This window comes from Sphingosinicella sp. YJ22 (genome assembly GCF_011320075.1).
Classification (GTDB): domain Bacteria; phylum Pseudomonadota; class Alphaproteobacteria; order Sphingomonadales; family Sphingomonadaceae; genus Allosphingosinicella.
This window is the reverse complement of sequence record NZ_JAANPA010000016.1, coordinates 1-14,329: the sequence shown is the minus strand read 5'-3', so window position 1 is coordinate 14,329 and position 14,329 is coordinate 1. Positions and strand designations below refer to the sequence as shown.

Genomic DNA, 14,329 nt, shown 5'->3' with positions numbered 1-14,329 from the left:
CGTCATGCCGGGCTTGATCCGGCATCCACCTGCCTTCCATTCACCGCTTGAAGAAGGTGGACCCCGGATCAAGTTCGGGGTGACGATCTCCTCGCGCTCACGCCTTCGAGATTTTCTCGCCGGCCTCGGCCTTGTCGGCAAGGAGCTTCGACAACTTGAAGTCGGGGCCGAGGCGGCCCTGTTGGCGCTTGAGGCCTTCGACGATCCTGGGGAGGCCCTCGGTGTCGGCCCAGAACATCGGGCCGCCGCGATAGACCGGCCAGCCATAGCCGTAGACCCACACCACATCGATGTCGCTGGCGCGCTGGGCGAAGCCGCCTTCGAGGATCAGGGCGCCCTCGTTGACCATGGTGTAGAGGGTGCGTTCGATGATCTCCTGGTCGCTGATCTCGCGCGGCTGGACGCCCGCCTTGGCGCGGAAATCCTCGATGATCTCCTGGACCTTGGGCGACGGTGAGGGGCGGCGCTTCTCGTCATAATCGTAGAAGCCGGCGCCCTTCTTCTGGCCCCAGCGGTCGACGGCGCAGAGCGCGTCGCGGATGTTCTCGATTCGGCTGGGGTCGCGGTGCCAGCCGATGTCGACCCCGGCGAGGTCGGCCATCTGGAACGGGCCCATCGGCATCCCGAAGTCGACATGGACCTTGTCGATCTGGGCCGGGGTGGCGCCTTCGAGAAGGAGCTTGGTCGCCTCGACCTGGCGTGGGATCAGCATTCGGTTGCCGATGAAGCCGTAGCAGACGCCCGCCACCACCGCGACCTTGCGGATCTTCTTGGCGAGCTGCATCGCGGTGACGAGCACGTCGGGCGCGGTCTTGGCGCCGCGCACCACCTCGAGCAGCTTCATGACGTTGGCCGGCGAGAAGAAGTGGAGGCCGACGACGTCCTGGGGCCGCGAGGTCGCCGCGGCGATCTCGTCGATGTTCAGGTACGACGTGTTGGAGGCGAGGATCGCGCCCGGCTTGGCGATCTTGTCCAGCTTGCCGAAGATGTCCTTCTTCACTTCCATATTCTCGAACACCGCCTCGATGATGAGGTCGCAGTCGGCGAGGTCTTCGAGCTTGAGGGTGGGTGTGAGCAGGCCCATCGCCTGGCCGACCTGCTCGGCGGTCATCTTCCCCTTGGACGCGGTCGCCTGGTAGTTCTTCAGCATCACGCCGGTGCCGCGGTCGAGCGCTTCCTGCTGCATCTCGACGATGGTGACCGGAATTCCGGCGCTGAGGAAGTTCATCGAGATTCCGCCGCCCATCGTGCCGGCGCCGATCACGCCGACCTTGCGGATGTCGCGCGGGCGGGTGCCCTCGGGGACACCGTCGATCTTCGAGGCCTTGCGCTCGGCGAAGAAGAAATATTGCTGGGCGCGCGCCTGGGTGCCGCTCATCAGCTCGAGGAACAGCTTGCGCTCTTCGAGCACGCCCTCGGCATAGGGCTTCTCGGCCGCCGTCTGGATCGCGCGGATGTTGTATTCCGGCGCGTCGAAGCCGCGGAACTTGCGGGCGTTGGCCGCGCGGAACTCGTCGAACAGGGCGGGATTGTCGCGCGCCTCTGCAAGCTTCTCGTCGCGCTCGCTCGACCTGGGCAGCGGCCGCGCGTCCTTCACGTCCTCGGCGAAGGCGACGGCATGCTGGAGCAGGTCGCCTTCGATGAGCTTGTCGAGAAGCCCGCATTCATATGCCTCCTTCGCGCCGATCGGGTTGCCGGTCGCGGCCATTTCGAGGGCCTTCTTGACGCCGGCAACTCGCGGCAGCCGCTGGGTGCCGCCGGCGCCCGGCAGCAGGCCGAGCTTCACTTCCGGAACGCCGAGCTTCGCCGACGGGACGGCCACCCGGTAATGGGAGGCGAGCGCGACCTCGAGGCCGCCGCCGAACGCGGTGCCGTGGATCGCCGCGACGACCGGCTTGGTGCAATTCTCGATGATGTCGACGACCTGCGGGAGCGCGGGATATTCGAACGACTTGGGCGTTCCGAACTCGCTGATGTCGGCGCCGGCGAAGAAGGTCTGCCCTTCCGCGATGATGACGACCGCCTTCACCGCGTCGTCGCGGTCCGCTTCCTCGATGCCCTTGACGATGCCCTCGCGCACCGCGTGGCCGAGCGCGTTCACCGGCGGGTTGTTGGAGGTGATGATCAGGACGTCGCCGTGGCGGGTGGTGGTGATCGGGCTCATGTTCGAATCCTCAGGTCAGAAAGCGGTCGCGCCATAAGCGAGGCGGCGGCAGGGGTGGGAGGCGGAGAGGCCGCCGTCGACCACCAAGGCGTGGCCGTTGACGTAGCTGCTCTCCTCGGTCGCGAGGAACAGGGCGGCGCGGGCGATCTCGACCGGTTCGCCGCCGCGCTGGAGCGGGTTCAGCTGGCCGATCTTGTCCGACGTGCCCGCCTGCTTCGCCCAGTCGTAGATCGGTGCGGTCATTCCTGTCTCGATGAGGCCCGGACAGATGGCGTTGACCCGGATGTTCGAGCCGACGAGCTGGGCGCAGGCCGTCTCGATCAGGCTGATCACGCCGGCCTTCGACGCCGAATAAGCGGGGCCGCCGGCGCCGGCGCGCAGGCCCGCGACGGACGCGGTGCAGATGATCGAGCCGCCGCCGCGCTCCTTCATCACCGGCGCGGCATGCTTCACCGCGAGCCACGGGCCGATGAGGTTGACGCGCAATATCTCCTGCCAGTCCTCGGGGGTCTGGTCGAAGATGCCCTTGAGGCCGCCCGAGATGCCGGCATTGGCGAAGAAGATGTCGAGCCCGCCGAAATGCTCCTGCGCCTGGCGGACGAGGCGGCGGACGCTGTCCTCCTCGGCGGCGTCGGCGGTGTAGCCGCGGGCGGCCGCGCCGATCTCGGCCGCGGTCTCGTCGGCATTGTCGAGATCGGCGGCGATGACCTTCGCGCCCTCGTCCGCGAACAATTTGGCGGTCGCGCGGCCGATTCCGGAGCCGGCGCCGGTGATGATGGCGACCTTGCCTTCGAGCCTGCCGCTCATAGTCCCGCTCCCGTGGTGCTGCCGCCGTCGACGACGATCGTCTGGCCGGTCATGAAGGTTGAGGCCGGGGAGGCGAGGAACACCGCGGCGCCGGCGATCTCGTGCGGCTCGCCGATCCGGCGAAGCGGCGTGTGGCGGGTGACCGCCTTCAGCGTGTCGGGATTCTCCCACAGGGCGCGGGCGAAATCGGTCCGGACGAGGCCGGGGGCGATGCAGTTCACGCGGACGCCCGACGGGCCGAACTCGGCGGCGAGGTTGCGGGCGAGCTGGAAGTCCGCGGCCTTGGAGATGTTGTAGGCGCCGATCACGGTCGAGCTGGTGAGGCCTCCGATCGAGCTGACGATGATGATCGAGCCGTCCTTCCGCTCGACCATCTCCGGAGCGACCATCGAGATCAGCCAGTGATTGGCGATGACGTTGTTCTCCAGAATCTTGCGGAACTGGTCGTCGCTGATCCCGGCCATCGGGCCGTAATAGGGATTGGACGCGGCGTTGCAGACGAGGATGTCGATTCGGCCGAGCTGGCGGCGGGTCTCGTCGACCAGGTTCTGCAGGTCGTCCTTCGACGAAATGTTGGCGGGGACGACGATCGCCGCGCCCGGGTGTTTGGCATTGATCGCGTCGGCGGCCTCGGCGCAGGCCTCGGCCTTGCGGCTGGAGATCACCACCCTGGCGCCCTGATCCGCCATCGCCTCGGCGATCGCCCGGCCGATGCCGCGCGAGGAGCCGGTGATGATGGCGACTTTGCCGGTGAGGTCGAACAGGTTCATCTGCCTTCCCCCGGCTCTGCCGCATGGCGGGCATATTCCATTTTGGCGATGGCGCGGGCGTGGACCTCGTCGGGGCCGTCGGCGAGGCGGAGGGTGCGGATTCCGGCCCAGCTCGAGGCGAGGTCGAAATCCTGGCTGACGCCCGCGCCGCCATGGGCCTGGATCGCGTCGTCGATGATCCTGAGCGCCATGTTGGGGGCGTGGATCTTGATCATCGCGATCTCTTGGGCTGCGGCCTTGTTGCCGGCCTTGTCCATTATGTCGGCGGCCTTGAGGCAGAGCAGGCGGGATGCCTCGATGTCGATGCGCGCGGCGGCGATGCGCTGCTCCCAGACGCTGTGCGAGGAGAGCGGCTTGCCGAAGGCGACCCGGCTCTGGAGGCGGCGCGCCATCGCGGCGATCGCTTCCTCGGCGGCGCCGACGGTGCGCATGCAATGGTGGATCCGGCCGGGGCCGAGCCGGCCCTGCGCGATCTCGAAGCCGCGGCCCTCGCCGAGAAGGAGGTTCTCGGCGGGGACTCGAACATCCTTCAGCTCAATTTCCATGTGGCCGTGCGGCGCGTCGTCATAGCCGAACACGGTGAGCGCCCGCTCGACGGTGATTCCGGGGGCGTCGATCGGCACCAGGATCATCGACTGCTGCTGGTGGCGCGGGCCTTCGGGGTCGGTCTTGCCCATCAGGATCGCGACCTTGCAGCGCGGATCGCCGGCGCCGGAGGACCACCATTTGCGGCCGTTGATGACATAGTCGTCGCCGTCGCGGCGGATCTCGCACTGGATGTTGGTCGCGTCGGACGAGGCGACCGCGGGCTCGGTCATCAGGAAGGCGGAGCGGATCTCGCCGTTCATGAGCGGCTTCAGCCACTTCTCCTTCTGCTCGCGCGTTCCGTAGCGGTGGAGCACCTCCATATTGCCGGTGTCGGGCGCGGAGCAGTTGAACACCTCGGCCGACCAAAGGATTCGGCCCATCTCCTCGGCGCACAAGGCATATTCGAGATTGGTGAGCTGGGTGCCCTCGAACTGGAAGCTCTCGTCGACATGGCGGAGCGCCTGGCCGGGCGGCATGAACAGGTTCCACAGGCCCGCCTGTTTCGCGAGCGGCTTCAGCTCCTCGATCACCTCGATCGGCTGCCAGCGGTCGCCGGTTGCGAGCTGCTTCTTATAGTCCGCTTTCCGCGGGCGAATCCGAGTCTCGACGAAGTCGCGGACCCGGTCGCGGTAGTGCGCCTCGCGTTCCGTAAGGGAAAAGTCCACCGTCTCGCTCCCGCTGCTTTACGTTCACGTAAACCCGCCATTTGCGGCTATCGCGCCAGGGCGGGGGACGCAAGGGGCGGGGATTTCGCCGTGGCAATCGCGCGGGGCTGTTGATAACCAGCGGCCCGGGAGGACCTGTCTTGTCCATGCGCGTAACCCTGTTCGCCACGATCGCCGCGCTCGGCCTTGCCGGCTGCGCGTCCGGCTATATCGCCGACCGCTTCATCGACGAGGAGCAGATCATTGCCCCGCAGCTCGCCCGCTACGGCTTCTCGCCGGACCAGACGAGCTGCGTCAGCCGCGATCTCGCCCGGCGCCTCGACCATGGGGCCATGCGCGCCTTCGAGATGCGGGCGAGCGCGCTCCGGCGCGGCCTGTCCAACCCCTCGGGCATCACCCCGCGCGACATCCTGATCGTCGCCGACGGCGCGCGCGAGCGGGCGATCCCGACCGCGCTGCGCAACGCGCTCGCGAGCTGTTCGATCGACTTCAATCCGGTCGCGGTCGCAGCGGCCCAGCCCGGTGCGCCCGCGGCCACCGCCACGGTCGCGGTGCCGACGACCGAGGCGCCGGCCGCGGACAGCGCGCCGACCTGGCTCAATCTCGGCGCCGCGCCGTCGGGCCAGTCGATCGCGGTCGACGCGACCTCGGTCCAGCGCGACGGCAGCGCGCGAATCGCCTGGTTCCGAATGACCGATCCGGAAACCGGCCAGCAGACCCTCAACTCCTATCGCCTGCGCCTCGACTGCTCGAACCGCATGTATGCGCCGCTCGCTTGGCGGCGCTACGACGAGGCCGGCGCGATCGTCGACTCGCGCGATTACACGTCCGATGTCGCGCCGCCGACCGAGGTCGAGGGCGGCACCGTCACCGAGATCGCGTTCCTGTCGCTCTGCACTTAGGTGGCGTTGACTCCGTTGCGCAGGCGCGGCAGTTGACGTTTACGTAAAGGAGAAGCGGAATGGCGGACCTGGAGGCGTTCCGGAGCGAAACTCGCGCGTGGCTGGAGGCGAACTGCCCGGCCGAGATGCGCGAGCCGATGCGCGACGAGAGCGACTATTGCTGGGGCGGCCGCAATCCCACCTTCAAGAACGACGCGCAGAAACGCTGGATGGACGCGATGGCCGAGCGCGGCTGGACCGTGCCCGATTGGCCGCGCGAATATGGCGGCGGCGGCCTCTCCCCCGCCGAGACCAAGATCCTCAAGCAGGAAATGGCGCGGATCGGCGCGCGCAATCCGCTGATGAGCTTCGGCATCTCGATGCTCGGCCCGGCTTTGCTGAAATACGGCAACGAGGAGCAGAAGAGGCGCTTTCTTCCCGAGATCGCGCGCGGCGAGATCCGCTGGTGCCAGGGCTATTCGGAGCCGGGCGCGGGCTCCGACCTCGCAGGGCTTCAGACTTCAGCGGAGGACAAGGGCGATCATTTCCTGGTCAACGGTCAGAAGGTGTGGACCTCCTATGCCGACAAGGCCGACTGGATCTTCTGCCTCGTCCGCACCTCGAAAGAATCGAAGCATGGCGGCATCAGCTTCCTGCTGTTCGACATGGCGAGCGAGGGCGTCTCGACCAAGCCGATCCTGCTCATCTCCGGCTCCTCGCCCTTCTGCGAGACCTTCTTCGACGATGTGAAGGTGCCCAAGGACCAGCTCGTCGGCGAGCTCAACAAGGGCTGGGACGTCGCGAAATATCTGCTCGGCCACGAGCGCGAGATGATCAGCGGAATGGGCTTGTCGGGCGGCTCAAGCGAGGCGCTTGGGACCGCGCTCCGCGACCTCCTCGCCGACGAGCCGATGCTGCGCACCGACGTCGCCCGCTTCGACGTCGACGCCATCGCCTTCCGGGCGATGAGCGAGCGCTTCATCGACGAGCTGAAGGCGGGGCGGGCGCATCCCGCCCAGCCGAGCATGATGAAATATGCCGGGACCGAGCTGAACAAGCGCCGCCACGAGCTGGTCATGGCGGCCGGCGGCGCCTCCGCGCTGGAGTGGGAAAGCGAGCGGTCGAAGGGCGGCAAGGCCGCGCGCGAGTGGCTGCGCACCAAGGCCAATTCGATCGAGGGCGGCACCAGCGAAATCCAGCTCGGAATCGTCGCCAAGCGCATATTGAACCTGCCGGGGACCTGATCGCATGCCGCTGTACCTCACCGACGACCAGGCGATGCTTCGCGACACGGCGCGCGAGTTCATGGCCGAGCAGGGTTCGATCAAGGCGCAGCTCAGGCACTGGCGCGACCGTGGCTGCAAGGACGGGTTCGGGCACGGGCTGTGGAAGCAGTTCGCCGAGATGGGCTTCACCGGGATACTGGTGCCGGAGGCTGACGGAGGTCTCGGCCTCGGCCATGTCGAGGCGGGGATCGTGCTCGAGGAGATCGGCCGCAATCTGACGCCGTCGCCCTTCCTGGTCAGCGCGGTCGCCTTCGTCGAGGGCGTGAAGGGCAGCGCCGCGCGCGAGCGCTGGCTGCCGGGCATCCTCAGCGGCGACATTGTGGCCGCGGTGGCGATCGACGAAGGCCGCAAGCACCGTCCGGAAGCGACGGCGATGCGCGCCGAGCGCTCGGGCAACGGCTTCCGCCTCAATGGCGCCAAGAGCTTCGTCGTCCAGGGCGGCTCGGCCGACGTGATCCTCGTCGCCGCCCGCACCGGCGGATCGGCCGGCGAGACCGACGGCCTCACCCTGTTCGCAGTCGACAAGGAAGCGAGCGGATTCGGCGCGGCGTCCGAGCGATTGGCCGACAGCTCGATGGCGGCGCGGCTGACCTTCGAGAATGTCGAGGTCGACGCCGACGCGGTCGTCGGCGAGGTCGACCAGGGCTGGGCGGTGCTCACCCGCCTGCTTGACGCCGGACGCACCGGCATCGCGGCAGAACAGGTCGGCGTCGCCTCGGGCGCGATGGACATGACCGTCGATTATCTGAAGCAGCGCACCCAGTTCGGCCGGCCGATCGGCGAGTTCCAGGCGCTCCAGCACCGCGCGGCGCATCTCTATTCGGAGATCGAGATCGCGCGCGCAGCGACTCTCAAGGCGCAGCAGCTGCTCGACGAGGGCGATTCCAAGGCCGAGCTCATGGTCTCGGTCGCCAAGGCCAAGGCCGGGCGCACCGCCACTCTCGCGGTTCAGGAAGGCGTGCAGATGCATGGCGGCATCGGCATGACCGACGAGCACGACATCGGCCTGTTCATGAAGCGCGACCGCGCGCTCAACGAGCTGTGGGGCGACGCCAATTATCACGCCGAGCGCGTGGCGCAGCTGTCGGGATACTGATAGCCTCGCGACGAGAGATTGAAGACAGGGGGTGTCATGAAGAAGTTGCTGTTGGCGGCTGCGAGCCTTGCCGCTTTCGCCGCTCCGATCCAGGCCCAGCAGAACGACCTCCGCACCGCAGTGGCCGAGGATTATCGCGAGAATCTCGCCGAGCTGTTCGATCATTTCCACCGCAACCCGGAGCTGTCCGGACGCGAGACCCGCACCGCGGCGCGGATGGCGCAGGAGCTGCGCCTGCTCGGCTATGACGTGACCACCGGTGTGGGCGGCACCGGAGTCGTCGCGGTGATGCGCAACGGTGCTGGCCCTACCGTGCTGATGCGCGCCGACATGGACGGCCTGCCGCTTCAGGAGCGCTCGGGACTCGCCAACGCGTCGACGGTGCGCCAGACTGACATGGCCGGAGTCGAGCAGCCGGTCATGCACGCCTGCGGCCACGACGTCCACATCACCGCCCTGGTCGGCACGGCACGGCAGATGCGGGCGCGACGGGCCAACTGGTCGGGCACCCTGGTGCTGATCGCGCAGCCGGCGGAGGAGACCATCTCCGGCGCGCGGGCGATGATCCAGGACGGCCTCTACACCCGCTTCCCCAAGCCCGATTACGCGCTCGCCTTCCATGTCGACGCGCAGGGGCCGGCGGGCCGGATCGAGGTCGCCGACACGATCGTCGCGTCGAGCTCCGACACGGTGACGATCCGGGTCAACGGCGTCGGCACGCATGGCGCCTACCCGCATCTCGGAATCGACCCGGTGCTGGTCGCCTCGCAGATCGTGGTGTCGCTCCAGTCGATCGTCAGCCGGAGCATCAACCCGCTCGAAGGCGCGGTGGTCACCGTCGGAATGATCCATGGCGGGGTGAAGGCCAACATCATCCCCGAGCATGTCGACCTCGCTTTGACGGTGCGGTCCGACAACCAGGCGGTGCGCGACGAGCTGCTCGCCGACATCGCCCGCGTGGCGCGCGGCACCGCCCTGGCGCACGGCGTGCCGGAGGGCCGGCTGCCGGTGGTGACCCCGTCGCCGACCGAGACGACTCCGCCGACGATCAACGACCCCGCGACGGCGCGCCGGGTGCGCGACGCGATCGCTGAGCGGATGGGCGCCGACCGGTTGTTCGAGATGCCGCGGACCGGCATGGGCGCGGAGGACTTCGCCTATTTCGTCACGCCCGACACCGGGGTGAGGGGCGTCTATATGGGCGTCGGCGGCACGGCGCCGGCGGAGCTAGCGACCGCGGCCGGCCACCATTCGCCGCTGTTCCGGATCCAGCCCGAGCCGTCGGTGACGGCCGGTGTGGAGGCGATGGTCGTCGCCGCCGAAGCGCTGATGCCGCGCGGCTAGCCCCGCCGAACGAGCAGGTTGAGCTGGGCGGAGGCGATCGGGCGGGCGGGGTCGTCCTGCCAGGCATGGGCCTCGACATTGACGACCCGGTTGCCGAGCCGGGTGACGGTAGCGCTCGCATAGGTGTCCCGATCGGTGCCGCCGCGCATGAAGCTCACCGTCATGTTGATCGGCTTCACCGTCGCCGCCTCGTCGTCGATCGCCCGGATCGCGGTGCCGATCGCGGCGAGCTCCAGAAGGCCGGAAATGGCGCCGCCATGGAGGTAGCCGGGGCGGCCGAGGACGTTGTCGCCGAACGGCATGCGGTAGCGGCGCTCGCCGTCGGCGCCGTCCTCGACGCTGATCGACAATGTGTGGGCATAGGGCGGCAGGGTCATCGCCACGCCCCTATGCCTGCTCCAGCGGATCGGCAACGCCGCGCCGGCCGCCGAGCCGCCTCGACAGCCAACGGCCGGCGATCGGCATCACGCTCAACAGCACGAGCGACGCGATCAGCCGCGCCGACAGGATGTCCGACGGCTGCTCGATCCGCGCCAGCTCGGTCCCGGCGATGGCGTAGACGAAGCTCGCCGGGAGCAGGCCGACCAGGCTCACCAGGGTGAAGGTCGTCGCGCGCATCCGAGTCAGCCCCATCGCGAAATTGATCAGGAAGAAGGGGATGAGCGGGTTGAAGCGCAAAGCGAGCAGATAGACGATGCCGTCGCGCTCCAGCCCGCGATTGATGACCGCCGCCTGGCGCTCGAAACGGTGCTCGACCCAGTGGCGCATCAGATAGCGCGAGGCGAGGAAGCCGATCACCGCGCCGAGCAGGGTCCCGCCGAGCGCGACCGCCATTCCGCCCCACAGGCCGAACAGGGCGCCGGCGGCGACCTTCAGGACGGCGGCGCCTGGCATCACCGCCGCGACGATTCCGAACATCAGCAGGAAGCCCGCGGTGAAGGCCACCGGCTGCGCTCGGATCACCGCCTGAAGCTCCAGCTGCCGCCGCTTCAATTCGCCGAGCGTCAGCAGGTCGCCGCTCAACCACACGAGCAGGATCGCGGCGAGCACCAACACAGGTAAGGCAAAAAGAGCCAGTTTCCGGCCACGCGGGGACATGTTGCCGGGACCCTTAAGCGGTTTCGCCCATTTGTCGAAGGCGCTTCGGCGTCGCACCCCCATCGATTGGAGACCATCGTGAGCCGCATCCTCGTCCTCTATTATTCGTCCTACGGCCGTATCGAGCGGATGGCGGAGGCCGTCGCCGAGGGCGCGCGCGCCACCGGCGCCACCGTCGACATCAAGCGGGTGCCGGAGCTGGTCCCGGACGAGGTCGCGAAGAGCTCAGGCTACAAGATGGACCAGGCGGCGCCGGTCGCGACCGTCGACGAGCTCGAGGGCTACGACGCGATCATCATCGGAGTCGGCACGCGCTACGGACGGATGGCGTCGCAGATGGCGAACTTCCTCGACCAGACCGGCGGCCTGTGGGCGCGCGGCGCCCTCAACGGCAAGGTCGGCAGCGCCTTCACCTCCACCGCCACCCAGCATGGCGGGCAGGAGACGACGCTGATGGCGATCCACACCAACCTCTTCCATTTCGGAATGGTGCTGGTCGGCCTGCCCTATAGCTGGGGCGGGCAGATGATCCTTCACGAAGTGACCGGCGGGTCGCCCTACGGAATCACCACCATCGCCGGCAGCGACGGATCGCGCCAGCCGAGCGACAACGAGCTCGACGGCGCCCGCACCCAGGGCCGGCTGGTCGCCGAGGTTGCCAACAAGCTGTTCGGCTAACCGTCCTGCTGTCATCCCCGCGAAAGCGGGAATCCAGCGCCTTCCGGCACCGATAGTGCAGAAAGGAAGCTGGATTCCCGCTTTCGCGGGAATGACATAAGAGGGGCGCGTGAACCGCGCTGCTGCCATCAGGACATCGCTCCGCATCCTGCGCCGCACGTTGCTGGTGCTGGTCGCGATCCCTTTGCTCTACTTCGTCGCGCTGGTCGTGCTCGGCCTCATCCCGGCCAATTGGGGGTGGCGCGAGGCCGACCGCGGGGTGACGGTGTTTGTCAACACCAACGGCGTCCATACCGGCATCGGAATGCCGCTGGTCAACGAATTGATGGACTGGCGGCCCTATGTTCCGGCCGAGCATCTGCGCGTGCCGGCGCGCGGCAATTACATCATCGTCGGCTACGGCCACCGCGACTTCTACCTCAACACGCCGAGCTGGGCCGAGCTGTCGCTGGCGACCGCGTTCAACGCCGCGACCGGGCTCGGCAGCACCCTGGTCCATGTCGATCACCTCCAGGATCCGCGCGAGGGCAGCGAGCAGAAGGCGATCACCCTGACCGCCGAGGAATATCGCCGACTGGTCGACTATATCCGGCCGCGCTTCCAACTCGACGCGCAGGGGCGGACGATCCCGGTCCCTGGCCGCGGCTACAACAGCAACGATGCCTTCTACGAGGCCAATGGCGGCTACAGCGCGATCATGACGTGCAACGAATGGACCGGCCGGGCGCTGCGTGCGGCGGGTGTGCGCATGGGCCTGTGGACCCCGATCGAGCAGAGCGTGATGTGGCGCCTGCCGTGATTCCGGCGCGCTGAACCGGCCCCGTCGCCGGGCGAGGCGACCAATTTCCACGTCCCGGGGATACTTTTGAGACAAAGCGGATTTACCGCGGCGCTCACATGAAGTGCCGGCGTCAGGGGAGCCGGATCGTAAAAAGGGTTCCTCGTGTCTTTTTCCCGTCCACTGATCGCCGCTTTGCTTTGCTCCGTCCCGACCGCCGCTTTCGCCCAGGAAGCGGCCGCGCCGGCGCCCGTGCCCGAGGAGATCCCGGCCGAGGCCGCGGCTGCCCAGCCCGAGGCAGAGGATGAAACCGACCTCGTCTTCGAGGAGGACAGCGAGAACGAGATCGTCGTCACCGGCCAGCGCCCGCGCGGCTCGGTGCTCGGCGACATTCCGGCCGAGGTCACCCTGAACCCGGCCGAGATCCGCTCCTATGGCGCGAGCAACGTCAACGAGCTGCTCGACGCGCTCGCCCCGCAGACCGGTAGCGGCCGCGGCCGCGGCGGAGGCCGCCCCGTGGTGCTGGTCAACGGCCGGCGCATCTCAAGCTTCTCCGAGGTGCGCGACATCCCGCCCGAGGCGATCGCGCGGGTCGAGATCTTCCCCGAGGAAGTGGCGCTTCGCTACGGCTACCGCGCCGACCAGCGAGTCGTGAACCTGGTGCTTCGCCGCCGCTTCGACGCGACCACGGTCGAGCTCGAAGGCGGCATGGCGACCGCCGGCGGCCGCGGCGTCGCCGAGGCCGATCTCGACTATCTCCAGATCGCCGGCCCGACCCGCACCCAGCTCGGCATCGAATATCAAAGCCAGGCGGCGCTGCTCGAAAGCGAGCGCGACATCATCCAGGCGATCGAGGGCAACGCCACCGACCTGGGCGACTTCCGCACCTTGCTCGGCGAGAGCGAGAGCATCCAGCTCAACGGCACGCACAGCCGCAACCTGTTCGGAAACGCCGCGGCGACGGTGGACGCGCGCTTCACCCATTCGCGCAGCGACAGCCTGCTCGGCCTGCCGTCCAACGATCCCGACAGCCGGACGCCGCTGACCCGCCAGGGCGAGACCTGGAACAACCATCTCGGCCTCGGCCTCAACGGCGACATCGCGCCGTGGCGGTGGAACTTCACCGCCAATTACGACCGGGTCGAGAATGACAGCGAAACCGAGCGGCTCGCCGGCGCCGCGCCCGACGTCGCCGAGTCCGTCAACCAGTCGGCGGACGCGCAGTTGGTGCTCAACGGTCCGGTGGTCAGCCTGCCGGCCGGCCGCGTCAACGCCAGCATCCGGCTCGGCGGCGAGCTGCGCACCTTCGACAGCCAGTCGACCCGCGCCGGCACCTTCCAGGAGACATCGCTGTCGCGCGAGCGGCTCGACGGCCAGGCGAGCTTCGATATTCCGATCGCCAGCCGCCGCGCCGAGGTGCTCGACGCGATCGGTGACCTGTCGGTCAACGTCAATGTCGGCGCCGAGGAGCTTTCGGACTTCGGCACGCTCACCACGCTCGGCTACGGCTTCAACTGGCGGCCGACCGGCACGCTGAGCCTGATCGGCTCGGTCACCCACGAGGAAGGCGCGCCGAGCATCACCCAGCTCGGCGACCCGGTGATCGCCACGCCCAACAGCCGCGTGTTCGACTTCGTGCGCGGCGAGAGCGTCGACATCACCCGAATCGACGGCGGCAATCCGAACCTCAACGCCGACAGCCGCCGGGTAATCAACCTCGGCGTCAACTGGCGGCCGCTGCAGGGCAACCCCGACCTGTCGTTCCGCGCCAATTATGTCGACAGCGTCATCGACAACCCGATCAGCGAATTCCCCGCCGCCACGGCGGAAGTGGAAGCGGCATTCCCCGAGCGCTTCGTGCGCGATGCGGACGGCCGCCTGATCAGCCTCGACACGCGGCCGATCAACTTCGCCCGCGCCGAGCGGCGCGAGGTCCGCTGGGGCGTCGACTTCTCCACCCCCTGGGGCCCGCAGCCGCAACGGCGGCAGGGGCCGTTTGGCGGCGGCGCCCGGGGCGAAGGCCGGCAAGGCGGCGAGGGCGGCGAGCGTGCCGGCCGGGGTCCGCGCGGGCCGGGCGGCGGCGGGCGCGGCGGATTCGGTGGCGGCGGCCGCTTTGGCGGCGGTGGCGGCCAGGGCCCAATCCAGCTCGGCCTGTTCCTCACCTGGCTGCTTCA

13 protein-coding genes are annotated in these 14,329 nt (G+C 68.4%); 7 read left to right on the top strand and 6 right to left on the bottom strand.

Annotated elements, in window-relative coordinates; all coding sequences use genetic code 11:
- Nucleotides 1-97 precede the first annotated feature (97 nt).
- From G7B71_RS07470 to G7B71_RS07455, 4 genes are read right to left on the bottom strand one after another with little or no spacing between them, the layout of a single operon-like run.
- The gene (locus tag G7B71_RS07470) at nucleotides 98-2,164 is read right to left on the bottom strand and encodes a 3-hydroxyacyl-CoA dehydrogenase NAD-binding domain-containing protein (protein WP_166039474.1); all 2,067 of its coding nucleotides are present in this window, start codon (nucleotides 2,162-2,164) and stop codon (nucleotides 98-100) included.
- A 15-nt stretch (nucleotides 2,165-2,179) separates the two neighbouring features.
- Nucleotides 2,180-2,971: an SDR family oxidoreductase gene (locus G7B71_RS07465; RefSeq protein WP_166039472.1), complete on the bottom strand. Its 792-nt coding sequence runs from the start codon at nucleotides 2,969-2,971 to the stop codon at nucleotides 2,180-2,182.
- Nucleotides 2,968-3,741 carry an SDR family oxidoreductase gene (locus G7B71_RS07460; RefSeq protein ID WP_166039470.1) on the bottom strand — a complete coding sequence of 258 codons (774 nt, stop codon included), beginning with the start codon at nucleotides 3,739-3,741 and terminating at the stop codon, nucleotides 2,968-2,970. The genes G7B71_RS07465 and G7B71_RS07460 overlap by 4 nt, the downstream gene beginning before the upstream one ends.
- Nucleotides 3,738-4,994, bottom strand: a complete 1,257-nt coding sequence (locus G7B71_RS07455) for an acyl-CoA dehydrogenase family protein (RefSeq protein WP_166039468.1) — start codon at nucleotides 4,992-4,994, stop codon at nucleotides 3,738-3,740. The genes G7B71_RS07460 and G7B71_RS07455 overlap by 4 nt, the downstream gene beginning before the upstream one ends.
- Before the next feature lie 146 nt (nucleotides 4,995-5,140).
- On the opposite strand from G7B71_RS07455, the gene G7B71_RS07450 reads away from it, so the two are divergent.
- Genes G7B71_RS07450 through G7B71_RS07435 form a run of 4 tightly spaced genes read left to right on the top strand, consistent with a single transcriptional unit; the run spans nucleotide 5,141 to nucleotide 9,601 of the window.
- Nucleotides 5,141-5,896 (top strand): surface-adhesin E family protein, encoded by a 756-nt coding sequence (locus G7B71_RS07450; RefSeq protein WP_347708444.1) that lies wholly within the window; start codon nucleotides 5,141-5,143, stop codon nucleotides 5,894-5,896.
- Between the two features lie 59 nt (nucleotides 5,897-5,955).
- On the top strand, nucleotides 5,956-7,119 hold the full coding sequence (locus G7B71_RS07445) for an acyl-CoA dehydrogenase family protein (protein WP_166039464.1): 1,164 nt from the start codon (nucleotides 5,956-5,958) through the stop codon (nucleotides 7,117-7,119).
- Between the two features lie 4 nt (nucleotides 7,120-7,123).
- Nucleotides 7,124-8,257 carry an acyl-CoA dehydrogenase family protein gene (locus G7B71_RS07440; protein ID WP_166039462.1) on the top strand — a complete coding sequence of 378 codons (1,134 nt, stop codon included), beginning with the start codon at nucleotides 7,124-7,126 and terminating at the stop codon, nucleotides 8,255-8,257.
- A gap of 36 nt (nucleotides 8,258-8,293) precedes the next feature.
- Entirely contained in the window at nucleotides 8,294-9,601 is a 1,308-nt protein-coding gene (locus tag G7B71_RS07435; RefSeq protein WP_166039460.1) for an amidohydrolase, read from the top strand.
- Here G7B71_RS07435 and G7B71_RS07430 read toward each other — a convergent pair.
- Together G7B71_RS07430 and G7B71_RS07425 are read right to left on the bottom strand one after the other, a co-directional pair.
- Nucleotides 9,598-9,978, bottom strand: coding sequence for a PaaI family thioesterase (locus G7B71_RS07430; protein ID WP_166039458.1), 381 nt, complete (start codon nucleotides 9,976-9,978; stop codon nucleotides 9,598-9,600). The genes G7B71_RS07435 and G7B71_RS07430 overlap by 4 nt on opposite strands.
- A 10-nt stretch (nucleotides 9,979-9,988) precedes the next feature.
- Nucleotides 9,989-10,657: a VTT domain-containing protein gene (locus G7B71_RS07425; RefSeq protein WP_166039456.1), complete on the bottom strand. Its 669-nt coding sequence runs from the start codon at nucleotides 10,655-10,657 to the stop codon at nucleotides 9,989-9,991.
- A 120-nt stretch (nucleotides 10,658-10,777) separates the two neighbouring features.
- On the opposite strand from G7B71_RS07425, the gene wrbA reads away from it, so the two are divergent.
- The 3 genes from wrbA to G7B71_RS07410 form a co-directional block, all read left to right on the top strand.
- Nucleotides 10,778-11,377: an NAD(P)H:quinone oxidoreductase gene (gene wrbA, locus G7B71_RS07420; RefSeq protein ID WP_166039454.1), complete on the top strand. Its 600-nt coding sequence runs from the start codon at nucleotides 10,778-10,780 to the stop codon at nucleotides 11,375-11,377.
- A 109-nt stretch (nucleotides 11,378-11,486) separates the two neighbouring features.
- Nucleotides 11,487-12,176, top strand: a complete 690-nt coding sequence (locus G7B71_RS07415; protein WP_166039452.1) for a TIGR02117 family protein — start codon at nucleotides 11,487-11,489, stop codon at nucleotides 12,174-12,176.
- A gap of 144 nt (nucleotides 12,177-12,320) precedes the next feature.
- Nucleotides 12,321-14,329: TonB-dependent receptor plug domain-containing protein (locus tag G7B71_RS07410; protein ID WP_166039450.1), on the top strand; the 2,009-nt coding region annotated here is incomplete at its 3' end.